The organism is Novosphingobium sp. SG754, from assembly GCF_013149315.1.
Lineage (GTDB): Bacteria > Pseudomonadota > Alphaproteobacteria > Sphingomonadales > Sphingomonadaceae > Novosphingobium > Novosphingobium capsulatum.
In genome coordinates this window covers 123,341-145,905 of record NZ_JABGCC010000003.1, presented here as the reverse complement: position 1 = coordinate 145,905, position 22,565 = coordinate 123,341, and the positions used below count along the sequence as shown (strand labels likewise).

At 65.1% G+C, this 22,565-nt stretch carries 19 protein-coding genes; 11 read left to right on the top strand and 8 right to left on the bottom strand.

Annotated features, from left to right (window positions below; translation table 11 throughout):
• Positions 1-1,527, bottom strand: a complete 1,527-nt coding sequence (locus tag FHW97_RS08760) for a malonyl-CoA synthase (protein WP_171798715.1) — start codon at positions 1,525-1,527, stop codon at positions 1-3.
• Between the two features lie 142 nt (positions 1,528-1,669).
• Between FHW97_RS08760 and FHW97_RS08755 the strand changes: the two genes are divergently transcribed.
• The 4 genes from FHW97_RS08755 (at position 1,670) to FHW97_RS08740 (ending at position 6,263) form a co-directional block, all read left to right on the top strand.
• Positions 1,670-2,365, top strand: a complete 696-nt coding sequence (locus tag FHW97_RS08755; protein WP_216647703.1) for a GntR family transcriptional regulator — start codon at positions 1,670-1,672, stop codon at positions 2,363-2,365.
• 52 nt (positions 2,366-2,417) lie between these two features.
• Positions 2,418-2,783 (top strand): malonate transporter subunit MadL, encoded by a 366-nt coding sequence (gene madL / locus FHW97_RS08750; RefSeq protein ID WP_022674638.1) that lies wholly within the window; start codon positions 2,418-2,420, stop codon positions 2,781-2,783.
• Positions 2,776-3,537: a malonate transporter subunit MadM gene (gene madM / locus FHW97_RS08745; RefSeq protein ID WP_107715214.1), complete on the top strand. Its 762-nt coding sequence runs from the start codon at positions 2,776-2,778 to the stop codon at positions 3,535-3,537. The genes madL and madM overlap by 8 nt, the downstream gene beginning before the upstream one ends.
• Positions 3,538-3,884: 347 nt before the next feature.
• Positions 3,885-6,263 (top strand): TonB-dependent receptor, encoded by a 2,379-nt coding sequence (locus FHW97_RS08740; protein ID WP_171798714.1) that lies wholly within the window; start codon positions 3,885-3,887, stop codon positions 6,261-6,263.
• A 50-nt stretch (positions 6,264-6,313) separates the two neighbouring features.
• Here FHW97_RS08740 and FHW97_RS08735 read toward each other — a convergent pair whose 3' ends face one another.
• Positions 6,314-7,414, bottom strand: a complete 1,101-nt coding sequence (locus FHW97_RS08735; protein WP_171798713.1) for a DUF475 domain-containing protein — start codon at positions 7,412-7,414, stop codon at positions 6,314-6,316.
• 179 nt (positions 7,415-7,593) lie between these two features.
• Positions 7,594-10,065: a TonB-dependent receptor gene (locus FHW97_RS08730; protein WP_253941693.1), complete on the bottom strand. Its 2,472-nt coding sequence runs from the start codon at positions 10,063-10,065 to the stop codon at positions 7,594-7,596.
• A gap of 213 nt (positions 10,066-10,278) precedes the next feature.
• Between FHW97_RS08730 and FHW97_RS08725 the strand changes: the two genes are divergently transcribed.
• Complete coding sequence (locus tag FHW97_RS08725; protein WP_171798712.1) at positions 10,279-11,283, top strand: NADP-dependent oxidoreductase; 1,005 nt, start codon at positions 10,279-10,281, stop codon at positions 11,281-11,283.
• Entirely contained in the window at positions 11,280-11,813 is a 534-nt protein-coding gene (locus FHW97_RS08720; protein WP_233250817.1) for a nuclear transport factor 2 family protein, read from the top strand. Before FHW97_RS08725 ends, FHW97_RS08720 begins: the two co-directional genes overlap by 4 nt.
• 7 nt (positions 11,814-11,820) lie before the next feature.
• Here FHW97_RS08720 and FHW97_RS08715 read toward each other — a convergent pair whose 3' ends face one another.
• The 5 genes from FHW97_RS08715 to FHW97_RS08695 all read right to left on the bottom strand — a co-directional run bounded on the left by FHW97_RS08715 (position 11,821) and on the right by FHW97_RS08695 (position 14,839).
• The gene (locus tag FHW97_RS08715) at positions 11,821-11,961 is read right to left on the bottom strand and encodes a hypothetical protein (protein WP_022674645.1); all 141 of its coding nucleotides are present in this window, start codon (positions 11,959-11,961) and stop codon (positions 11,821-11,823) included.
• Positions 11,962-12,030: 69 nt separating this feature from the next.
• The gene (locus FHW97_RS08710; RefSeq protein WP_171798711.1) at positions 12,031-12,645 is read right to left on the bottom strand and encodes a pyridoxamine 5'-phosphate oxidase family protein; all 615 of its coding nucleotides are present in this window, start codon (positions 12,643-12,645) and stop codon (positions 12,031-12,033) included.
• Positions 12,645-13,268 carry a TetR/AcrR family transcriptional regulator gene (locus tag FHW97_RS08705; protein ID WP_171798710.1) on the bottom strand — a complete coding sequence of 208 codons (624 nt, stop codon included), beginning with the start codon at positions 13,266-13,268 and terminating at the stop codon, positions 12,645-12,647. Before FHW97_RS08705 ends, FHW97_RS08710 begins: the two co-directional genes overlap by 1 nt.
• A complete protein-coding gene (locus FHW97_RS08700; protein WP_107715207.1) occupies positions 13,265-13,729 on the bottom strand; it encodes a DUF1348 family protein in 465 nt (154 codons plus the stop codon). Before FHW97_RS08700 ends, FHW97_RS08705 begins: the two co-directional genes overlap by 4 nt.
• A 183-nt stretch (positions 13,730-13,912) precedes the next feature.
• Positions 13,913-14,839, bottom strand: coding sequence for a LysR family transcriptional regulator (locus FHW97_RS08695; RefSeq protein ID WP_051146213.1), 927 nt, complete (start codon positions 14,837-14,839; stop codon positions 13,913-13,915).
• A gap of 259 nt (positions 14,840-15,098) precedes the next feature.
• Here FHW97_RS08695 and FHW97_RS08690 point away from each other — a divergent pair, with 259 nt between their 5' ends.
• From FHW97_RS08690 to FHW97_RS08670, 5 genes are all read left to right on the top strand, one after another.
• Positions 15,099-16,364, top strand: a complete 1,266-nt coding sequence (locus FHW97_RS08690; protein ID WP_370525370.1) for an aromatic ring-hydroxylating dioxygenase subunit alpha — start codon at positions 15,099-15,101, stop codon at positions 16,362-16,364.
• Positions 16,354-17,610 (top strand): cystathionine gamma-synthase family protein, encoded by a 1,257-nt coding sequence (locus FHW97_RS08685; RefSeq protein ID WP_171798709.1) that lies wholly within the window; start codon positions 16,354-16,356, stop codon positions 17,608-17,610. Before FHW97_RS08690 ends, FHW97_RS08685 begins: the two co-directional genes overlap by 11 nt.
• The gene (locus tag FHW97_RS08680; protein ID WP_370525371.1) at positions 17,607-19,205 is read left to right on the top strand and encodes an FAD-dependent oxidoreductase; all 1,599 of its coding nucleotides are present in this window, start codon (positions 17,607-17,609) and stop codon (positions 19,203-19,205) included. Before FHW97_RS08685 ends, FHW97_RS08680 begins: the two co-directional genes overlap by 4 nt.
• 17 nt (positions 19,206-19,222) lie before the next feature.
• Positions 19,223-20,380, top strand: a complete 1,158-nt coding sequence (locus FHW97_RS08675) for an FAD-binding oxidoreductase (protein ID WP_062786604.1) — start codon at positions 19,223-19,225, stop codon at positions 20,378-20,380.
• Between the two features lie 102 nt (positions 20,381-20,482).
• Positions 20,483-22,420: a CocE/NonD family hydrolase gene (locus tag FHW97_RS08670; protein WP_171798708.1), complete on the top strand. Its 1,938-nt coding sequence runs from the start codon at positions 20,483-20,485 to the stop codon at positions 22,418-22,420.
• The last annotated feature ends 145 nt before the right edge of the window (positions 22,421-22,565 follow it).

The following is a 22,565-nucleotide window of genomic DNA, read 5'->3' as shown; positions in this document are numbered from 1 at the left end:
TCAGTTCACCTTGGCGGCAAAGAGGGTGGCATAGGTTTCGCGCAGGGCCTTTTTCTGGATCTTGCCCATGGTGTTGCGCGGCAGTTCGGGCACGAACACCACGCGGCGCGGCTGCTTGAAGCGGGCCAGCTGCCCCTGCAACGCGCCCAGCACGGCTGCTTCGTCGAGCGCGGCATCGCGCGCCTGGACCACCGCCACCACGCCTTCGCCCATGTCGGGGTGGGGCACGCCGATCACCGCGCTTTCAGCGATGCCGGAGATGGCATCGATCAGCGCCTCCACCTCGGCCGGATAGACGTTGAACCCGCCGCAGATGATCAGATCCTTGGCGCGGCCGACGATCGCAACATATCCAGCCGGATCGATCACGCCCATGTCGCCGGTGATGAAGAAGCCATCGGGGCGCAGTTCCTCGGCGGTCTTTTCGGGCATCTGCCAATAGCCCTTGAACACATTGGGGCCGCGCACCTCGATCCCGCCGACCGCGCCCAGGGGCAGGACAGCGCCGGTTTCAGGATCGGTGATGCGCAGCTCCACGCCGGGCAGCGGCAGGCCGACACTGCCGGGAATGCGCGGCCCGTCATAGGGGTTGGACGTGTTCATGTTGGTTTCGGTCATGCCATAGCGTTCGAGGATGGCATGGCCGGTGCGCGCAGAAAATTCCTTGTGCGTTTCGGCCGATAGCGGCGCCGAGCCAGACACGAACAGGCGCATGTGCGCCACCAGGTCGCGGGTGAACGCCGGCTCTGCCAGCAGCCGCGAATAGAACGTGGGCACCCCCATCAGCACGCTGGCGCGCGGCATCAGGCGGATCAGTTCGGCTACGTCGAACCGGGGGCACAGGATCATCGCGCTGCCCGCCGCAATCGTGATGTTGGTGGCCACGAACAGGCCGTGGGTGTGGAAGATCGGCAGGGCATGCAGCAGCACGTCGGCTGCGCCAAAGCGCCAGTAATCCTTGAGCGTGAAGGCATTGGAGGCCAGGTTGGCGCGCGTGAGCATCGCCCCTTTCGAACGCCCGGTGGTGCCCGAGGTGTAGAGGATCGCGGCAAGATCGCCTGGGCTCGCGGCATATGGGGCCAGATCGGGCGCGTAATCTTTGAGGCCAGCAGCCAGCGTGCCTTGCTCATCGGCGCCCAAGGTCAGCCGCGCGGGCACGCCGATTTCGGCGCACAGCGCGGCCATGGCGGCATCGTCCTGCGGGCGGTGGATGAACAGCGCCGGGCGCGCGTCTGCCAGGAAATAGCGCACTTCTGCGGCGGTATAGGCGGTATTGAGCGGCAGATAGACCGCGCCGATCGCCTGCGCGGCCAGATAGGTGAGCAGGGCCGTGGGGCTCTTTTCCACCTGCACGGCCAGCCGGTCACCCGGCTGCACCCCGGCGGCGCGGAACAGGCCGGCCATCTGTCCACAACGCGCCAGTGCGGCGCCATAGGTGATCGTCGAAAGATCGGGCAGGATCAGGAATGGCGTATCGGGGGCATCCAGCGCACGGGCCTGGAAAGTGGTGAAAAGGTCCTGCTCCATGCTCATCCCTTTGTGTGTCCGCGATATCGGCGCCGCGGCCGGTTCATAATCCCGGCGGGGGCTCGGTGTGCACTGTGGCACATACATGATGGTTGAATAGGCTTCTAGTGTATGCAAGATGTGTTGTGGAGAAAATTTGCGCATGCAGGATAATCCAATGAACCCCGTCGAGGAAGCACCCAGCCTGCTCCTTTCCGAGCGGATCCGCATTGCCCTGGCTGACGAGATCACCGCGGGCAGCCTGGTGCCCGGCGCCACGCTGGATGAACAGCAGATCGGCGATCGCTTTGGCGCGTCGCGCACGCCGGTGCGCGAGGCGATCCGCCAGCTGTCTGCCGTGGGCCTGGTGGAAATGCGGCCCCGGCGCGGCGCGGTGGTCTCGGGTTTTACCACGCAACGCATCATCGACATGTTCGAGATGAGCGCCGAAATCGAGGCCATGTGCGTGCGCCTGGCGGCCTATCGCATGAACCCGATGGAGCGCAGCCGCCTGGCCCAGCTGCATGAGGATTCGCTGGCGATGGTGGAGGCGGGCGATCTTGATGCCTATGACCGCCTGAACTGGTCGTTCCACCAGGTGATCTATGAAGGCACGCACAATGCCTTCATCGCCGAACAGGCCATGGCCCTGCGCGATCGCATGGCCGCGTTCCGCCGTACCCAGCTGCGCGAAACCGGCCGCCCGGTGCGCTCGCGCGCAGAGCATGGCGATGTGGTGGCCGCGATCATGCGCGGCGATGGCGAGGAAGCCGCGCGCTGCATGCGCGCGCACATGTTCAACGCTTCGATCGCGCTGGAGCGCTTTACCGCCAAGCGCGAGGAACTGGGCGGGGGCTGACGACACACAAGCCGCTGTTTTTCAAAAACGATAATCGGGAGAGGGCAAGGCGATGGCAATTTATGGAACGGCGCTTCTGGCGCTGTGCACGCTCCTGGGGGCGGCGCTGGGGGAATTGCTGGGCCATGTCCTGCATGTGAAGGCCAATGTCGGCGGGGTGGGGCTGGCCATGTTGCTGCTGATCGCGGCCAAGGCCTGGCTGGCGCGCCGTGGCAAGTTGACGCCGGGCCTGCGCCTGGGCGTGGAATTCTGGGGCCTGATGTATATCCCCATCGTGGTGGCCATGGCCGCGCAGCAGAATGTGCTGGCGGCGCTGGAAGGCGGGCCGATGGTGGTGATCGCCGGGATCAGCGCGGTCACGCTGTGCTTTGCCTTGGTGGCCGTGCTGGGCCGGGTGATGGGCGGCCGCCATGGGTGATATCGTGCAGAAGATCCTGGCCGATCAGGGCTTGGTCTTGGCCTTTGCCGTAGTCGGCGGGCTGATGCTGGCCAGCGTGGCGGTGTCGCGCCATCTCACCGGCGGGCGCATCCACGCCAGTGCCATCGCCATCCTGGCCGCCCTGGCCCTGGCCTGGTGGGGCGGGGTCTTGACCGGCGGCAAGAAGGGCCTGGCCGATGTGCCGGGTCTGGCTGGACTGGCGCTGATGGGCGGCGCGATGCTGCGCGATTTTGCCATCGTTGCCACCGCGTTCGAGGTTGACGTGATCGAGGCGCGCAAGGCCGGCTTGATGGGCGTGATCGCGCTGGCGCTGGGCACGATCGTGCCCTTTGCGGTGGGCGTGGGCGTTGCGTGGAGCTTTGGCTATCGCGATGCCGTGTCGCTCACCACGCTGGGCGCGGGTACGGTTACCTATATCGTCGGCCCGGTGACCGGCGCGGCGCTGGGCGCTTCGTCTCCAGTGATTGCCCTGTCGATCGCCACCGGCGTGCTCAAGGCCGTGTTGGTGATGACGTTCACGCCGATGGTCGCGCGCCTGATCGGGCTCGACAACCCGCGCAGTGCCATGGCCTTTGGCGGGCTGATGGGCACGGTCAGCGGCGTGGCGGGTGGCCTTGCCGCCACCGATGCGCGACTGGTGCCCTATGGCGCGCTGACCGCCACGTTTCACACCGGCATCGGCTGCCTGGTGTGCCCCTCGATCTTTTTCCTGATCGTTCGCGCACTGGCCTGACTGCGTATACAGCGCGGCATGGCTGGGCCGCTCGCCAGGCGTTTGATACGCCCGGCAGGGCATGGCGTGCGCGCTGTGTGCACATAAATGCCACATCGCCCAAAACTGGCATACACTATGCCGATCAGGGTTTGACAACGCCGTCAGTGTGAAATACAAAATTACGAAATAGCCGCATTCGGTATGCCCAATCGTGCAGCGAGCCACGAATCAGCATACAGAGCTTGCGCGGTGAACCGGGTTGAGGGTGTGATGGGGGCAAAATCTGCCGGGGCCGAAGGCTGCCCGGCCGGCGCGTGCGCCTCCCTCATGCCAGACATAGAAAAATGCCTGATGGGAGCAGACGCATGACAACCACCTTCGCCATGCCCACCGTATGTGGGCCGAAAATTTCCGCAGCGATTTCGCTGGGCGCGCTGGCGCTGGCCTTGGCCATGCCGGGCGCGGCACTTGCTGCTGCCCCCGCCGCTGCGCCAGCCGCGCCGGCTGCCCCTGCGGCTGATACGCCGCCCGCCGGCGTGACCGACATTGTCGTCACCGCGCAAAAGCGCAGCGAGCGCCTGCAGGATGTGCCTGTCGCGGTTAGCTCGGTCAGCGGTGACATGCTCAAGGCGGCAAACCTTACCAATATCACCGATATCCGCTTCCTGGCGCCCAGCGTGCAGTTTGCCGAATCCAACAGCGTGCGCGGCGAAGGCTTTGCCATTCGCGGCGTGGGCACGTTCGCCTTTGCCGATGGCACGGAACAGAGCGTGAGCGTGGTGGTCGATGGCGTAGTGCTCGGCAGGCCGGGCATGGGCACGGGCGATCTTGCCGATGTGGCGCAGGTCGACGTGCTGCGCGGACCGCAGGGCATGCTGTTCGGCAAGGGCGGTTCGGCCGGCGTGGTGTCGATCTCCACCCGCAACCCGACCCAGAATTTCGAAGGCAGCGCGCGCGTGTCTTACGGCACCGACAACGAGACCAAGTTGGAAGGCGTGCTCAACGTGCCGCTGACCGAAAACCTCGCCTGGCGCACCACCGGCTATTTCAACCACCGCGATGGCTTCATCAACAATGTATACACGGGCCAGACGCTCGGCGGGCAGAGCGAGGGCGGTTTCCGCACCAAGCTGCTGTTCAAGCCGGATAGCGACCTGTCGGTGCTGGCCTCGTTCGATTGGGGTCACCATTCCTCGGCCTGCTGCCAGTCGGTGATTGTCGGCACGGTGGGCGCGGCGCCCAACAACTATGTGGTGCAGCGTCTGGCGGCCTACAATATCGTGCCCAGCCTGGATAACCGCGAAACCAATGTCGGCGGTCCGGTCTATCTCAACATGACGCAGTGGGGCGGCTCGCTGCAGATCGACAAGTCGATCGGCGATTACACGCTCACCTCGATCACCGCGTTCCGCCGCTGGGTGCTGCATGACAACACCGACACCGGCTTTACCGATACGCCGTTCTTCCCGATCAACGGCGCCGATGAAGCGCAGCAGCAGTTGACCCAGGAACTGCGCCTGGCATCGCCCAAGCGCGGCCTGGTCGATTATGTGGTCGGCCTCTATTACTTCAACCAGAACCTCAAGGCGGCCTATCCGCAGCAGGGGCAACTGGGCCTGCCAGCATCCACCGCTGTCTATAGCCGCAAGGCGCAGCCCGATATCCAGACGCTGAACTATGCCTTGTTCGGCCAGGGCAACATCAACCTGACGCCAACGTGGAAGCTGATCGTGGGCGGGCGCTATACCCACGATGACCTGACCATGATCCGCTACAACCGCACGCTGGTCAGCCCCACCGACAATGCGTTCCCCGGCGCGCCGCCGCTGTCGTTTGACCAGACCACCTATCCCAGCAACCGCAAGGCCGACAATTTCAGCTACAAGCTGGGCACCGAATACAAGATCACCCCCGATGTGATGACCTATTTCACCTATTCGCGCGGCTACAAGGGGCCAGGCATCGGGCTGGTCAGCGGCTATCTGCTGGGCCAGCCGCTGTTTTCCAACCCGGAAATTCCCACCAACTATGAAGTGGGTCTGAAAACCGCGTGGTTCAATCGCCGCCTGGTGTTCAACATCGATGCCTACACCACCGACATCAAGGATTTCCAGACGCAGATTTCCACGCCGTTCATCTTCAACGGCACCAACCTGGCGATCCTGCAGATTGCCAATGCCGGGAAGGTCCGCTCGCGCGGGATCGAAATGGACTTTTCCGCGCGGCCGACCGACCGCCTGACGATCAGCGGGAACGCGGCCTATATCGATGCCAAGTTTGCCTATTTCCCCAACGGCACGTGCAACTATCCCACGCAGCCCGGCTGCTTTGTCAGCACCACGATCCCCGGCACGACCACCACCGTGCCGGCCACGCGGTTCTTCAACAACACCGGCAACGTGCTGCCCAACAGCCCCAAGTTCACCTATTCGCTCAACGCCAATTACGACGTGCCGGTGACCAGCGAAATCACCGGTTTCATCAAGGCGAACTACAACTATCGCAGTTCGGTGAACTTCAGCGCCAATGGCGATCCGCTGACCTATCAGCGCGGCTATGGCATTGCCGGTGGCCAGATCGGCGTGCGCGATGCCGATGGGCGCTGGAACGTGGCGGTGTTTGCCCGCAACCTGTTCAACACCCGCTTCGTCACCGCGATCAGCAACAACGGCAGCTATCAGACCGCCTGGCTCACCACGCAGGCCATGCGCACCATCGGCGTGCTGGGCGACGTGAAGTTCTAAGCGGCCGGCCGCGCGCGGGTTCCGTGGAGCCGCGCGCGGCGGCCCTTGGCTCAGGCGGTGTGCTGGCCGGGCTGCACATCGCCGCTGGGCAGGATCGCGTCGGCCTCGCCGGCTTCCTCGTATTCGTGGGGGAAGCGCCGCTTGTGGCGGATCGAGGCATAGAGTGAGGCACCGATGATCACCGCGCCGATCAGGCCGGTGACGATCTCGGGCACGTGCACGCGGATGCTGATCAGCATGATCACCGCAAGCGCGACGATGGCATAGAACGCGCCGGGTTCGAGAAAGCGAAACTCGCTCAAGTGCCCGCCCCGCACCAGGGCCACGGTCATCGAGCGCACGAACATCGCGCCGATGCCCAGGCCCAGTGCGATCAGCAGGATATCGTTGGTGATGGCAAAGGCGCCGATCACCCCGTCGAACGAGAACGAGGCATCGAGAAACTCGAGATAGACGAACGCCGCCGCGCCCGAGCGGACCACCTTGCCGGTGGCAGCATCTTCTTCGCCGCCCATCAGGTCACCGAATTTCTGGACCGCGAAATAGGTTGCCACGCCGGCGAGGCCCGCGATCAGGAACGTCTGCTGTTCGCCCGGGTGCAACCAGAACGAGAGCGCGCCAACCACGATCGCGGTGACCAGATAGGGCGCCAGGGGCAGCCGCGCGAAGGCCGCCAGCGGCCGTTCGATCAGGCCGATCCAGTGATGTTCGCGGTCGGTATCGAAGAAGAACGAGAGGCCCACCAGCATCAGGAATGCGCCGCCAAAGCCGGAAATGCCCACATGCGCGCCGGTCACGATCGCTTCATAGCGGGCGTGATCGGCAATCGCGATGCGCGCCGCTTCCCATGGAGAGACGAGCGCGGCGACCGAGACGATCAGGATCGGGAAGACGATGCGCATGCCGAACACGGCAATGATGATCCCCCAGGTCAGAAAGCGGCGTTGCCACAGCGGGTCCATGTCCTTGAGGATGGATGCGTTGACCACGGCGTTGTCGAGGCTGAGCGAGGTTTCCATCACGCCTAGCACGCCGGCAATGAACACCATCGAGAGCGCCGGGCCAAGCAGCCCGGTCTCGACATAGCCGAGCACGCCGGCGAGGATCAGGCAGACGACCGTGAAGATCATCGAGCCGCGAAAGGCTTGCATGGGAATGACGCTTTCTTGTTGCACTATTGGGTCCCGCACCGGCGGGCCGGCACGCGTGCTGCGTTAACGGATCGCTGGCGCGGCGCCAACCAACGCTTCACCATGAAAAAAGGCGCGGGTGCCGAATTGTCCGGCACCCGCGCCTTACGCGGTCCTGCTGATCGCGCGTGGTGCGCTGATCAGAAGTTCTTGGTCAGCGAAATCTGCACCGTGCGGGGCAGCGCACCAAAGCCCATGAGATCGGCATGCAGCGCATTGGCCGTGCCGGTGCCGCTGCCGGTGAGCGGCGCATCGACACCGCCGTTGATATATTGCTTGTTGGTCAAGTTCTTGCCGATGATCGCTACCTGCCAGTTATCGTCGCTCGCGCCCAGGCGCACGCCCACGTCGAGCACGGCATAGGCGGGATTGCGCGAGAACTGCTCGCCAAAGCCCGAGACGAGATACGACGCGCTGTAGCGCGTATCGATGTTGAGCCCGGCCTTGAGGCCATTGCCAATCGGCGTTTCATAGTTCGCGCCCAGCGTGCCGGTCCAGTGCGGGGCCATGCCCAGCGGCTGGCCGGTCAGGTTCTGGCGCGCGCCGGTGCCACCTGCGGCGATCGGGGTGCCGGCGGTGGTCAGGTTGCAGCCTTCGGCAATGCTCTGCCCGCCAAAGCACGGCGCGACGGGGAAGTTGCTGTATTTGGCATCGTTGTAGTTCATGCTGCCATGCAGGTTGAGGCCCGACACGGCGCGCGGGGCAAATTCGAACTCCAGTTCGACCCCCTTGGTCGTGGCATCGGCCGTCAGCGTCTGGAACGCCACCTTGACCGAGTCGAAATAGTCGGTCTGCAGGTTCTTGTATTTATAGGAATATAGGTTGAGGTTGAGGCGCAGCTGGTGATCGGCCAGCGTGCTCTTGATGCCGCCTTCAAAGCCCTGCACGGTTTCGGGATTGAACACGAAATCCGCCGCCGGGTTGGCCGAGGCGAGCGAATAGATCCCGCCGTTGGAGAACCCGCCCGACTTGTAGCCCGTCTTGTACGAGGCATAGACCATCACGTCTTGCAGCGGCTTGTAGGTCAACGAGAAATCGGGCGACCAGTTGTTGAAAACCTGGTGCGCGGTAACCTGCGAGCCGGCCCCCATCGGCCACACCCCGATGAACGTGGGGCTGGTATAGGGCTGGATGAAGAAGCTGTCCTTGGTTTCGTGGGTATAGCGCACGCCGGCATCGAATTCGACCTGGGGCACGATCTTCCAGATCGCCTGGGCAAAGCCGGAAATGGTCTGCCCGCGGGTATAGCTCGATTTGGTGCCGTCCTGGTACTGGTTGATGCCCTGGCTCGGGATATTGTTATAGCTGTAGCTGACGAACTGCGCGAAATCGCGGCGGGTCTTTTGATAGAGCACGCCGGCCATCAGGTTGACCGGGCTGTCATAGTGGGTGAGGGCGCGCAGCTCGTTGGAAAAGGCCTGCCAGCTGGAGTTTTCCGTGGCCCAGACCGAGCTGGCGCTGGAATTGAATTCGCACGCGCACAGCCACTGGTTGTTGTTCCAGTTGTAGTTGGTCACGTTGGTGATCGTGACCTTGTCGAGATCATAGTTGAAATTGTTGGTGACGGCGGCGGATTTGTAGCGGTTGTAGAGGCTGCCATCGCCGGCATAAGGAAAATTCTTGGCCACTTCGCTCGGCAGGTTGTTCTGGTGCGTCACGAAGTTGTAGCCGCAGGTATAGCCGTTGATCTGCGTCTTTCCGGTGGGGCAGTTGTACGCCACATAGTTATAGCTGGAATTGTTGGCCTTGTTGTAATCGAACGAGGCCTTGAGCGTATCGGTCAAGGCGCTGCTGGGTTCGTATTTCAGCGTTACGCGGCCGAGGAATTCGCGGTTGCCCGGCTGGTTGCTGCTGGTGGGATACGAGGTGTAGGTCGGGCTGGGCGTGGGCGAGAGCGGATAGGTGATGGCAAAGGGCTGCGACACGTTGTCATAGTATCCGCCCCAGGCCTTGGTGCCGCGCACCGCCACGCGCAGGCCCAGATCATCGGTCAGCGGGCCCGATGCCACGCCTTCAAGCTGTGCCTGCTTGGCCTTGAATTCATAGCTGGCCTTGGTGCGGAACTGCCAGGTGGGAGTGGGATCGGCAGTCTTGATCGAGATGACGCCGGCCGTGGCGTTCTTGCCGAAGAACAGCACCTGAGGCCCCTTGAGCACTTCCACGCCGGCCAGGTCGAAGAACCCTTCTTCCAGCACGCGGCCCTGGCCGTAATAGACCCCGTCGACCACGGTTGCCACCGATTGCTCGATCCCGATCGACGTGGAGGACGAACCGATGCCGCGCAGCGCGATCTGCGCCGCCGATCCGTTGGAGGCGTGGCCCACGGTGAGGCTGGGCGTGGCGGCGGCGATCTTTTCGATGCTGGTGATGTCGCGCTGCACCAGGGTCTGCGCGGAAATGGCCGTGACGGCGACCGGCACCGACTGCGCGCTTTCCACCCGCTTGCGCGCGGTCACGATGATTTCGGCAAGGCCGCTTTCGTGTTCGGCGGCAGGCGGTGCATCGGCGGCTGCGGGCGGTGGCGCTTCGGCGGCGAGGGCGGCGGTGAACGGGTCAAGGGCCAGCGGGCCAAAGGCGGCCGCAGCCATCAGGCGATGGGCTTTGCGAGGCATGGTACTCTCCCTGGCGAGCGCTGTGGTGCGCGTCTGTTGTGCGTGGCTGGGGTATGGTTGAACTGTTCTGGTCCCAAGCCTCGAGGTTAAGCCACGAGCACCGCGCTGCCCCTGCCTCCGACAATGGATAGGCCTAATCCTTTGACTAGGTGGCGTGAGCCCGGCGCAGCGGGCAGCACAGCGGCCAACGAACCGAGAGGATGATGGCTGGCCATGGCGCAGAACCGCTTCTGGAGATTGGATGCGCGCCCGCAGGGCCACGATTTTGCCAGCGCCCTGTCGCTCTGCACCGAAACGCTGGCGCCGCTGGGCGATGGCGAGGTGCGGATCGCGGCCGAATACCTGTCGATGGATGCCGGCACGCGCATGTGGATGAGCCCGCGCACCGATGGCTATCAACCGCCCCTGCCGCTGGGCGCCAAGATGATGGGGGTGGTGCTGGGCCGGGTGTGCGAGAGCCGCGATCCGCGCTTTGCCCGTGGCACGCTGGTGCGCGGCTTTGGCCAGTGGGCGCAGTTCAGCACCGTCATGCCCGATCCCGCCGGCCTGGTGGCGGTGGACGATGACGTGGCCGATATCCGCCAGCATTTCGGCGCGCTGGGGATGAATGCCTGGACCGCTTATGTCGGCGTGGCCGAGGTGCTGGGCCTGGCCGCCGGGCAATGGCTGGTGGTGTCGGCCGCCGCCGGGGCCACGGGCAGCCTGGCCTGCCAGATCGGGCGCAACCTGGGGTTGCGCGTGATCGGCATTGCCGGCGGGCCGGACAAGTGCCGCTATCTGCTGGAAACCCTGGGGGTTGATCAGGCGATCGACTACAAGAACGAGGATGTCGCCGCCCGCCTCGCTGCAGTCGATGGCGGAGTGCACGGCTATTTCGACAATGTCGGCGGCCCGCTGCTCGATGCGGTGCTGCCCAACATGGCGCATTATGGCCGCGTTGCGGTATGCGGGCTGGTGGCAGGCTATGATGCCGACAAGCCGCTGCCCGGCCCGGCGCGGTTTGACCAGATCCTGATGCGCCGGCTGCGGATGGAAGGCTTTTTCATTCCCGATTTCCTGCATCGGGGCGCCGAATTCATGCCGCGCCTGCGCGCCTGGTTCGACGCCGGCAAACTGGTGGCGACGATCGATGAAACCGTGGGCCTGGAAAACACCCTTATCGCCTATGATCGCATGCTGACCGGCAAGAGCCTGGGGAAAGTGGTGGTGAAGCTGTGACGCAGACAAGGCTGGCCACCCTGGCCGATCCCCTGGCCGATTACGTCGCGCGGCGCGACATCACCGATGCGCTGCACCGCTATATGCGCGGGCTGGACAGGCTGGACGAGGCACTGTTCCGCAGCGCGTTCCACCCCGATGCCCAAATCGATTGCGGCGTCTATGCCGGCGATCTCGATGGGTTCGTGACTTTTGCGTTTGGCTTTCTGGGGCAGATGCAGGCCAGCCACCACATGCTGGGGCAAAGCCGCATCGCGATCCACGATACCGCCCGCGCCAGCGGGGAAAGCTATTTCCAGGCGTGGCACGGTATCCGCGACGCCGATGGCGCTCCGCGCGATCTGTTCATCGCTGGCCGCTATATCGATGCCTATGCCTGCCGCGACGGGCAGTGGTGCATCGTGCGCCGTACTCTGATCAGCGAATGGGCGACCGATATGGCCGCCACCGGCCAGGCGCATATGAATGCACCGCAAACCCTGCGCAGTGCGCGCGGCGGCCACGATCTCTCCGACAGGCCCGCCTGGTAGGCCCGGTTTACGGGCGCAGCTTGTTCTGCGCCACGCTCACCGCGATAAAGGCCACGATCCCGATCGGAAACCACAGGCCAAACTTGTGGGTCAACAGACCGATCGCAGCACAGATCAGCAGCGCGCCAAAAGGTGTGAGGTTCTTCATGCTTGCTGTCGTAACGTATTGAAATGTGCTTTGGCCACCGTAATTTCCGCGTGCCGAGCCGAACGCAGGTCAGCGTTGTGGCGTCACACCTTCCAGGGTGGCGATGCGGGCGCGCAGGCGGGCTATCTCATCCTGGAGCGGCTGGGTGATCTGCGCCAGGTCTGCCGCGCCGAACCGGGGCGTAATGTGTTGCGGGCAGTTCCAATCGAACCCGACGATGTCGATCACAAACGCACGCTCGCCGATCGCGGCATAGTCTGCGGGCATCAGCGCCGCGACATCATCGGGGTCGCTGGTGGTGCGGGCATGGCCGATCAGTTTCAACCGGCGCCGCGCGGGATAGTCCATCAGGAACAGGCAGACCCGATCGTGGGCCGCGAGGTTACCGGTCGAGAGGAACTGCCGGTTGCCCTGATAATCGGCAAAACCGATGCGGTTGCCGGAAATCCGGCGGAGAAAGCCCGCCGGCCCGCCGCGATGCTGCATATAGGGCCAGCCGTGTTCACTGATGCTGGCGATATAGAAGCTGTCACGCGCCGCGATGAAGTCGAGTTCACGCGCCGTGAGCAAGTCCACGTCGCCCGCTTGCGCTTCCATGCGGGCATAGGCGGTGCGCGAGCCGTCCTGCTCTTGCAAGGCGCGGGAGTGGGGGCCGAACATGGTTCGCAGGAATGTCTGTGCCATCAGGTCTCGTCCTTGGTAACCGCGTCGGGCGCGGTCCCTGCCTGCGGGGAAGCGGCAAGGGCGGCCAGCAATGTGGCCTGGAGCCGCGCAACGATGCGTTGGAACGAGGCGGCCTCGTCCAGCGCCCGTGCCAGCACGATTGCGCCCTGGATGCCCGACACCGCTTCTTCGGCAAGCGCCAGCGCCAGGCCCTGTGGTATCCCGCCTTTTTTCAGGCATTGGGCCAGCGCCTTGATCCAGCGCGCAAAATACCCTGCCAACTTACCGGAAAAGGCCTGGCCGGCGGTGTTGAGGCCAAGGCACCCGACGATGCACACCCGCCTGCCCGATCGGAAGTAGGCGGTCACGTCAGCGAACATGGCGATGATCGCTGCTTGCGGGTCGGGCCCATCCTCCAGCGGCTGGAAGATGGCGTCGACGAACCAGGCGTCGATATTGTCGAGCACCGCCGCCATCATTTCCTCCTTCCCGCCGGGGAAGAAGTTGTAGAGGCTGCCTTTGCCCAGCCCCGTCGCCTTGGACAGCACGGCCAGGCTCGCGCCCTCGAAGCCGTGCTCGCGAAAGGCTTCGGCCAAGGCGGGCACCGCGCTCTGGCGATCGGTGAGCACGCGCCGGGTTTTCACAGGCCAAGCTGGCTCAACGAAGGATGATCGTCGGGGCGCCGGCCCAGCGGCCAGTGAAACTTGCGGTCGGCCTCGGCGATCGGCATTTCGTTGATGCTGGCATGGCGGTTGGACATCAGGCCATCTTCGGCAAACAGCCAGTTCTCGTTGCCATAGGCGCGGAACCACTGCCCGCCATCGTCGCGGTATTCATAGGCATAGCGCACGGCGATGCGGTTGCCGGTGAATGCCCACAGTTCCTTGATCAGGCGGTATTCGTGTTCCTTGTTCCACTTGCGCGTGAGAAAGGCCTGCGCCTCTTCGCGGTTGGTCGCGAACTCAACGCGGTTCCGCCAGCGCGTGTCGGGGGTATAGGCCAGCGCCACCTTGGCGGCATCGCGGGTGTTCCAACCATCTTCGGCCAGGCGCACCTTTTCAGCCGCTGTTTCGGCGGTGAACGGGGGGAGGGGGGGACGGGACACGTCTGTTCCTTTCGGGAAGCCGGCAGCGGTTCCAGCAGCGAGAGCCGTGGATGCAAGACCAGCATTGCAATGATGACGATGGAGCGATCGATCGCTCGACTCAGCACGACTGTGCCTTGTACTGATCAGTACATCATTTGACCGAATGGTACAAACGGAATTTCGTGCTGCGTTCGCGTGGTGTCAGGCCTTGGCCATGATCTGGGCCTTGTGCTCGGCCTCGGCCGTCTCTTCCTGGCCGCGCTGCCGGGCGAAATGGCGGATGATCCATTCGCGGAACAGGTAGATCGCCGGGTCTGAAAGATCTTCGGCATGAAGCTTGAGGTAATAGCCATAGCCATCGCCGGCCACCGCATCGTAAGGCATGACCAGGTTTCCGGCGGCGATTTCGGGGCCGAACATGTCGATATCAGCCAGGACCACGCCCGAGGCGCCAATGGCATAGCGCACAGCGGAAAAGGCAGTGTCGAACGCCAGGCCATCGGTGCAGTTGAGCGTGAGACGCTGCTGGTCTGCATAACTGCTCCACAGCAGGCCGCGCGGTTCGTTATCCAGCTTCACATGCAGCAGTTCTGCGGAGTTGAGAAATTCCTCCAGAGACTTGCCCTTGTGCTGTTCCCACGTGGCGGGCGAACACAGCGGCGCGACACGCACCATCCACAACAGGTCGGTGACCATGTCGCCCACGTTGGGCCGGTCGAACACGATCGCCATGTCGAGATTGCCCGGCGGCGCGCCCGTGGCGTTGGACGTCGACACATCGATGCGGATCTCGGGATGCTCGCGGCGGAAACCGTGGATCAGCGGCAGCGCCGTCTGATAGAGCAGCGAGGGCGGGATGTGCACGCGCAAGGGGCGGCTTTCCATGTCCTGGTTGCGCACCACGTTGAGCGTCTGTTCCATGCGATCCAGACACTTGCTGACCACGGGCAGCAAGACTTCGCCCGCCGGGGTCAGCTTGAGGCCCGACGCGCTGCGTTCGAACAGCGGCTTGCCGATCAGGTCTTCCAGGCTGCTGACATGGCGGCTCATCGCGCTTTGCGTCACCGTCAGCGCCTGCGCGCCGGCGGTAAAGCTCAGGTAGCGGCCCACCGCTTCGAACGCGCGCAAGGCGTTCAGCGGCAACCAGCGGCGATTGATGAGCCCGTTCGGTCCGATGGTGGTGGCTCCCGTTCTTGGCAGTCCGCCCGGCCGGAAAATGCCGGCACGGCCGAAAATGCGCGTTTCCTTGATCTGCGTCAATTCCATCGGATTTTTGTTGCGCGCCGGCCACGGCGAAAATCGCATGCGGGCATGACTTAATCGGATTCGCGAGAGCCGCGCTGCCCGTGCCAAGACCCATGGTGCCATTTTGAAAGGACGCACAAGGGTGAACCTGGTCGACATCAAGGCCAAGCTTGACGAACGCCGCCCCGGGCACAGCCTGCCCCAGGCGCTGTACAACGATCCGGCCATGTTCGATTTCGACATGACCGCGATCTATGGCCGTTCGTGGCTGATGGCCGGTTTTACCTGCGAACTGCCCGAGGCGGGATCGTGGTCCTCGCTCAAGGTCGGGCGCTGGCCGATCCTGATCGTGCGCGACAAGGGCGGCGCGATCCGCGCGTTCCACAATTCCTGCCGCCACCGCGGCGCGATGCTGTGCAAGGAAGGCACCGGCCGCTCGCCGCGCCTGGTGTGCCCCTATCATCGCTGGACCTACAACCTCGATGGCTCGCTGCTCAGCGCGGCGCGCATGCCGGCCGATTTCGACAATGCCGATCACGGCCTGCGCGAAGTGAAGATCGAGATCGTCGCTGGCGTCATCTATATCTGCCTGGCCGACGATGCGCCGCCGTTCGAAACCTTCCGGCGCGAGATGGAAGCCCTGCTGGCGCCGCATGATCTGGCCAATGCCAAGGTGGCCCATGTCGAAAGCCTGACCGAATACGCCAACTGGAAGCTGGTGCTGGAAAACGGGCGCGAGTGCTATCATTGCCAGGCCTCGCACCCCGAACTGGCGCGCACGTTCCCGGTCGGCGCATCGTCGTATTTCGAATTTGGCGAGGCCGATCACGCCGCGCAGTTCGAGGCGCGGATGCAGGATCTGGGCCTGGCCATGGGCCCGGTGGGCGAGGATTGGTGGCAGGCGATCCGCTTCCCGCTCAACCCCGGCATGCAGACCATGTCGATGGATGGGCAGCCACTTGTGGCGCGGCCGATGGTGGCGGCGGGCGATGGCGACGTCGGCTCGCTGCGCTGGGCGTTGGAGCCGCATAGCTTTGCCCATGCCGTGGGCGATCACCTGTTCTTCTTCAGTGCCATGCCAGTCGGCCCGCGTGAAACCGTGGTGACGGCCAAGTGGCTGGTGCACAAGGATGCAGTGGAAGGCGTGGACTATGACCGCGCCAAGCTGGTGGAGCTGTGGAACACCACCAACCTGCAGGACAAGGAACTGGCTGAAAACAACCAGGAAGGCGTCGATAGCCCCGGCTATACGCCTGGCCCCTATTCGCCCGAGGCTGAAGTGCTGGTGGTGCGCTTCGTCGATTGGTATTGTGCCAAGGCGCGTGAATACCTGGATATGCAGCTGGGTGCGGCGCAACCCGATAGTGCACCGGTGGCGGCGTCCAAGGATCTTAGCCATGCGGCATGATGGGCCGGGCGTGCGGCCCGAAACCCTGGCCGTGGCGGCAGGCTATGATCCGGCCCAAGCGGGCGGCGCGGCCAAGCCGCCGGTCTATCTGACCAGCACCTTCGTCTATGAATCCGCCGCCCAGGCCAAGGCCATTCACGAGGCCTATTTCGATGGCACCGGGCCGGAAGTGGGCCAGACGCACCATATCTATGCCCGCCTGGGCCATCCCAACCTCGACATGCTGGAAAGCCGGCTGGCGGCGGTGGACGGGGCAGGGGCGGCCGCGGTATTCGCCTCGGGCATGGCGACGCACAGCGCGATCGCGCTGGCGCACTTGCGGCCAGGTGACAGCGTGCTGCATTCCCGCCCGATCTATGGCGGCACCGATGGCCTGCTCAACCAGTTCATGCCGCAATGGGGCGTGACGAGCGTGGACATCACCGATGGCTGCAACGCCGACCATGTACGCGCCCAGGCCGACCAGGCGCTGGCCGCCGGGCCGCTGGCGATGATCGTGATCGAAACCCCGGCCAATCCCACCGCCGCCATCACCGACCTGCCGATGATCGTGGCCCTGGCTGACGAGATCGGCGCGCGCACCGGGCGCCGCCCGGTAGTGGTGTGCGACAATACCCTGCTTGGCCCCTTTGCCCAGCGCCCGATCGCGCTGGGGGTGGACCTGTGCATGACCTCGCTTACCAAGTATTGCGGCGGGCACAGCGATCTGCTGGCCGGCGGCGTTTCGGGCAAGCTGGACCTGATCGCGCCGCTGCGGCTGTTGCGCACCACGCTGGGCAGCCATTGCGATCCGTTCACCAGCTGGCTGGTGCTGCGTTCGATGGAAAGCGTGCACGTGCGGTCGGAACGGGCGATGCACAATGCCCGCGTGATCGCCACGTTCCTGCGCGATCATCCCAAGGTGGCTGGCATCACCTATCTGGGCTTCCTGCCCGAAGGCTCGCCGCAGCGCGCGGTGTTCGATCGCCAGTGCAGCGGCGCGGGATCGACCTTTTCGTTCCACCTCAAGGGTGGCGAGGCCGAGGCGTTCCGCCTGCTCGACGCGCTGCGCCTGATGAAAGTTGCCGTCAGCCTGGGCGGGTCGGAAACCCTGGTATGCCATTCGGCCAGCACCACGCACTATGCCGTGGCGCCCGACAAGCGCCTGGCCGGGGGGATTACCGATGGCACCATCCGCATGTCGGTGGGGATCGAGCATGAGGACGACCTGATCGCCGACCTGGCGCAGGCGCTGGAGGTGGTGTGAGCGTGGTGGACAGCAACAACGAAGGTTTCACCGGAACCGATGCCCACGCCGTCAATGGCAAACTGCCTGGCGCCGATGCGCATTACGACCTGGTCGTGGTCGGCGCCGGGCCGGCAGGCCTTGCCGCCGCGCTGGAAGCGGCCGCGAACGGCGCCAGCGTGCTGCTGGTGGACGAGCACCCGGTCTCGGCCGCGCAGATGGGCAACGACGTGCCCTATTGGTTCGGCGGGCGGATGACTGGCGCGGTGGCGGCCAAGGCGCGGATGATCGAGCAGGTGTTCATGGCCGAGCCGCTGTTCGAGCAGGCGTTCGACGCCGGCATCGATGTGCAACTGGGTGTCTATGCCTGGGGCCTGTGGCGCAACCGCGCCAATCTGGGCGCGCTGCCCGAGGCGATGCTGGGTCTGGCCGATGAAGAGCGTTCCTGGACCGTCGGGTTCAAGGCCATTGTCCTGGCCACCGGCGCGCGCGATCTGGCGCTGGCGTTCGATGGCTGGGCGCAGCCTGGCGTGATGGGCGCCCAGGGGCTGTATGCCCTGCTCACGCGCTATGACGCCTTTGCCGGGCGGCGTCTGGTGGTGCTGGGCTCGGGCGATCTGGCGCTCGATACTGCGCAACTGGCACTGGACAAGGGGCTGGAAGTTGCTGCCCTGGTCGAAGTGGCAGACGCGCCGCAGGGCGACGCGGCCAAGGCGGCGGCGCTGCAGGCAGCGGGTGTGCCGATCCGCTGCGCCAGCGTGATCCGGGGGGCGCCCAGCGGCATCGACGGAGTGCGCGCGGCGGTGATCGGCCCGGTGTCGGGCGAGGGGCCGGGCGAAACCCTCGAATGCGACACGATCTGCATGGCGGTGGGCGTGGTGCCGGCGATCGAGCTGCTCGACGTGGCCGGTGGCCGCATCGTGACCGATAGTGCGCGCGGCGGCCATGTGCCCCAGGCGCTGGCCGGCATGGCGCTGCCCGATGTGTTCATCGCCGGTGATTGCGCCGGGCTAGGCCATGGCCGCGATGCTGCCGCCGCACAGGGCCGCGCAGCGGCGCGCCAGGCGCTGGGGCTGGATGTGGCCACGCCCGAATTGGCGGCGAACGAAACCGATCGGCTGGCCTATCGCCAGGCATGGCTGCGCGCGCTGGTCGCTGCCACGCCCGATACCGTGCACGTGTGCCAGTGCGAGGAAGTCAGCCGCGCCGATCTGCTGGGCGTGCAGCCGCCGCAGTATCTCGCCCGGCCCGAAAAGCTCGGCTGCCGCAGCCTGGAAACGCTGCTGCACGATGGCCCGCCCGATCAGGAACAGATCAAGCGACTGACCCGCGCCTGCATGGGCGCATGCCAGGCACGCCGCTGCCGCGAACAGGTGGGCATGCTCATGGCGATGGGCGCCAACCTGCCGATCGAACAGGCGCCCCGCGCCGGCTGGCGCGCGCCGGTGCGGCCCCTCGCGCTCAAGGTTTTGGCCGATTGGGACGAGGCCGAGGCGATGCGCGAGGGCTGGGACGTGTGGTTCGGCATTCCCACGCAGTGGACGCCCTATCGCGACATCGGCACCGAGCGGGAGGCGATGCACCGCGAGGCGCTGGGCGGCAACATGCACCTTTGATGACGACGGGACGCGACATGACGAAATCGGCAAATGGCGCCTCGGTCATCGTGATCGGCGCAGGGGTGACGGGGCTTTCGGCGGCATGGTGGCTGGCCCGCTCTGGCGTGGACGTGATCGTGCTCGACAAGGGCGTGGTCGGCTGGGAAGCATCGAGCCGCAACGGCGGCGGCGCCTCGCACTATCAAAGCCCGCTGTTCGATGAAGAACAGCGCCTGTGGCCGATGATGGATGAATTGCTCGGCTATCCCACCGAATACCAGCGCGAGCGCGTGATCATTGCCGTGAGCGAGCGGCAGCTGCATCACTATCACTATATCGCCGGCATGTGTGGCGACATGGGCTATCAGGTGGACAAGATCGACGCGCAGCAGGCGCGCGAGATGGTGCCACTGGCGGGCGACAATTGCCTGGGCGGCATCCACCTGCGCTTTGGCGGGCATGCCAACCCGCAGCGCACGGTGCAGGCCTATGCCTGGGCCACGCAGGATCTGGGCGGGCGGATCATCCAGCATTGCCCGGCGCTGCGCATCGAAACCAGCGCGGGCCGCGCCACCGGCGTGGTAACGCCGCAGGGCACGTTGTCGTGCGACGCGCTGGTGGTGGCGGCCGGGCCGCAGATTTCCGGGCTGATGGCGCCGCTGGGCGTTGACGTGCCGCTGGCGGCCGCGCGCGCGGAAATGATCGTGACCGAGCCGGCGCCGCTGATGCGCTGGGGCGGGGTGGATGGCAACGGCCTCTATGGGCGGCAGACCCTGCGTGGCAACCTTGCCTATGGCGGCGGGCCGCACGAATGGCTTGATACCGATCCTGCCGGCCCCACCGCGCGCCCATCGACGCCGCTGGCGCGCAACCTGGCGCGGCGCGTGGCCGAACTGCTGCCGGGCGCCGCACATCTCAACGTGATCCGCTCGTGGTCGGGCATCATCGAGAACACGCCGGATGGGCGCCCGATCATCGACCGGCTGACTCACCCCGAAAACGTCACGATCGCCACGATGTCGGGCGTGGGCTTTGGCCTGTCGCCGGCTTCGGGCCATGCCATCCGCGATCTGGTGATCGACGGGCAGGTCAGCTTTGCCGAGATCGACAAGCTCGCCCTGTCACGCTTTGCCGACCTGGCGCCCGATTGGCGCAGCCAGCGCGGGTGGGAGGCCCTGGCCAGCGCGGCGTGAAGCGCTGGCCAATGTCCGTTTGTCTTTGCGCGATCGCGCGGTAGTAAGGTTTCCCGCGCAACCACCCTGCGCGCCTTCCTGCTGTTCGAAAGTTGCACCCCCATGCGCGCATTCCTGTCATTGGCAACGGCTTCCCTGTTTTCGCTCGCCATCGCCGGCCCTGCCCTGGCGCAAGGCGCCGCCCCGGCGGCCGATGCCCCGGTTACGCCGATGACGCCCGATGTGATCGCGCATTTTGACCAGGTGCTGCCCTCGGCCGATTTCATCCGGCGCGAGGCGATGGTGCCGATGCGCGATGGCACCAAGCTCTATACCGTGATCGTGATGAAGAAGGGCACGCGCGGCGGCCCGATCCTGCTCTCGCGCACGCCCTATGACGCCTGGGGATCGACGCACCGCGTGGCCAGCCAGCGCATCGTCGATATCCTGGAAACGATGGACGCCGAATTTGCCGAAGACGGCTATATCCGCGTCTATCAGGACATTCGCGGCATGCACCGCTCTGAAGGCACTTATATCATGAACCGGCCGATCGCCGGGCCGCTCAACAATACCGGCATCGATGAATCGACCGATGCCTATGACACGATCGACTGGCTGGTGAAGAACGTGCCGGAAACCAACGGCAAGGTGGGCGTGATCGGTTCGTCCTACCTCGGTTTCACCACGCTGATGGCCGAAATCAATCCGCATCCCGCATTGAAGGCTGCCGTGCCGGAAAGCCCGATGGTCGATGGCTGGATGGGGGATGACTGGTTCCACAACGGTGCGTTCCGCGTCACCTCGTTGAGCTATGCCACCACGCAGGTGGTCAACAAGGGCGATGGCGGCGGCGATTTCGCGCTGGGCAAGGGGGATGATTACACCCGCTGGCTGGAAGCGGGATCGGTGGGTGATTTTGCCGCCAAGCTGGGCATCGGTCAGGTTCCGGGCGTGCGCAAGTGGCTGGAAAACCCCGCTTACACTCCGTTCTGGTCGGAACAGGCGGTCGACAAGTGGCTGGCCGCCCGGCCCTTGACCGTGCCGACCATGCTGGAAGTGGGGCAGTGGGACCAGGAAGACAGCTATGGCGCGCCTTCCGTCTATCGCGCGCTCGAGCCCAAGGACAAGAACAACGACATGGTCACCCTGGTGATCGGCCCGTGGCGCCATTCGGGCGCCAACCACGGCGGATCGAGCCTGGGCGCGCTCGATTTCACGGGTGACACCGCGCACGAATGGCGCGTGAAGTATCTCAAGCCGTTCTTCGATCACTGGCTCAAGGATGCGCCCAATCCGCACACCCCGCCGGTGCTGACCTATGCCACCGGCATCAACCAGTGGCAGGAAAGCCCGCGCTGGCCGATGGGTACGGGCCAGGCGCTCTATCTGGGGGCCAATGGCAGTGCCGGCTTTGCCAAGCCGGGCGCGGCCGGGCATGACGATTATGTCAGCGATCCGGCCCACCCCGTGCCGTTCATCCCGCGCCCGGTCGACATGGACGATGGCGCGCAGTGGAAGCCCTGGCTGGTGCACGACCAGCGCTTTGTTTCTGGCCGGCCCGACGTGGCCGAATGGCAGACCGCCACGCTCGACAAGCCGGTGCACATCATGGGCGCGCCCGAGGTGGACCTCTATGCCGCCACCACCGGCACCGACAGCGACTGGGTGGTCAAGCTGATCGACGTCTATCCCAACGACGTGCCCGAGGCCGCCGACCAGGGCGGGCGCCCGTCGATGGCGGGATACGAGCTGCCGATCGGCATCGAGATTTTCCGCGGCCGCTATGCGCAAAGCTTTGCCAAGCCCGCGGCGCTCAAGCCGGGGCAGGTGGTGCACTATCATTGGGCGCTGCCCAACGTGAACCACGTGTTCCTGCCGGGCCACAAGCTCAAGGTGCAGGTGCAGTCCACGCTGTTCCCGCTCTATGACCGCAACCCGCAAACCTTCGTGCCCAATATCATGTTTGCCAAGCCCGGCGACTATCGCAAGGCCACGCAGAGCGTGTGGTTCGGCGGCGACAAGGCCAGCGCGGTGGTGCTGCCGGTGGTCGCCGAATAGCGGTCTCCTGCGCTGGCGGTGGCCTTTTTGGGATCCCCGATGCTGTGTCGGCTGGGGGCAAGGGGCGTGTGCGCGGTAGCGTGCCAGCGCTTTCGCGCCCAGGGCCGATATGGCACAGTGACGCGCAATCCCAAGCCTGTGGCAG

What these genes read in the sequence shown, in the direction of transcription:
- FHW97_RS08760 (WP_171798715.1), bottom strand. Translation starts at nt 1,527, where the DNA reads ATGGAGCAGGACCTTTTCACCACTTTCCAGGCCCGTGCGCTGGATGCC.
- FHW97_RS08755 (WP_216647703.1), top strand. Translation starts at nt 1,670, where the DNA reads ATGCAGGATAATCCAATGAACCCCGTCGAGGAAGCACCCAGCCTGCTC.
- FHW97_RS08685 (WP_171798709.1), top strand. Translation starts at nt 16,354, where the DNA reads ATGCGGCATGATGGGCCGGGCGTGCGGCCCGAAACCCTGGCCGTGGCG.
- FHW97_RS08710 (WP_171798711.1), bottom strand. Translation starts at nt 12,645, where the DNA reads ATGGCACAGACATTCCTGCGAACCATGTTCGGCCCCCACTCCCGCGCC.
- FHW97_RS08715 (WP_022674645.1), bottom strand. Translation starts at nt 11,961, where the DNA reads ATGAAGAACCTCACACCTTTTGGCGCGCTGCTGATCTGTGCTGCGATC.
- FHW97_RS08725 (WP_171798712.1), top strand. Translation starts at nt 10,279, where the DNA reads ATGGCGCAGAACCGCTTCTGGAGATTGGATGCGCGCCCGCAGGGCCAC.
- FHW97_RS08670 (WP_171798708.1), top strand. Translation starts at nt 20,483, where the DNA reads ATGCGCGCATTCCTGTCATTGGCAACGGCTTCCCTGTTTTCGCTCGCC.
- FHW97_RS08675 (WP_062786604.1), top strand. Translation starts at nt 19,223, where the DNA reads ATGACGAAATCGGCAAATGGCGCCTCGGTCATCGTGATCGGCGCAGGG.
- FHW97_RS08735 (WP_171798713.1), bottom strand. Translation starts at nt 7,414, where the DNA reads ATGCAAGCCTTTCGCGGCTCGATGATCTTCACGGTCGTCTGCCTGATC.
- madM (WP_107715214.1), top strand. Translation starts at nt 2,776, where the DNA reads ATGGGTGATATCGTGCAGAAGATCCTGGCCGATCAGGGCTTGGTCTTG.
- FHW97_RS08730 (WP_253941693.1), bottom strand. Translation starts at nt 10,065, where the DNA reads ATGCCTCGCAAAGCCCATCGCCTGATGGCTGCGGCCGCCTTTGGCCCG.
- madL (WP_022674638.1), top strand. Translation starts at nt 2,418, where the DNA reads ATGGCAATTTATGGAACGGCGCTTCTGGCGCTGTGCACGCTCCTGGGG.
- FHW97_RS08740 (WP_171798714.1), top strand. Translation starts at nt 3,885, where the DNA reads ATGACAACCACCTTCGCCATGCCCACCGTATGTGGGCCGAAAATTTCC.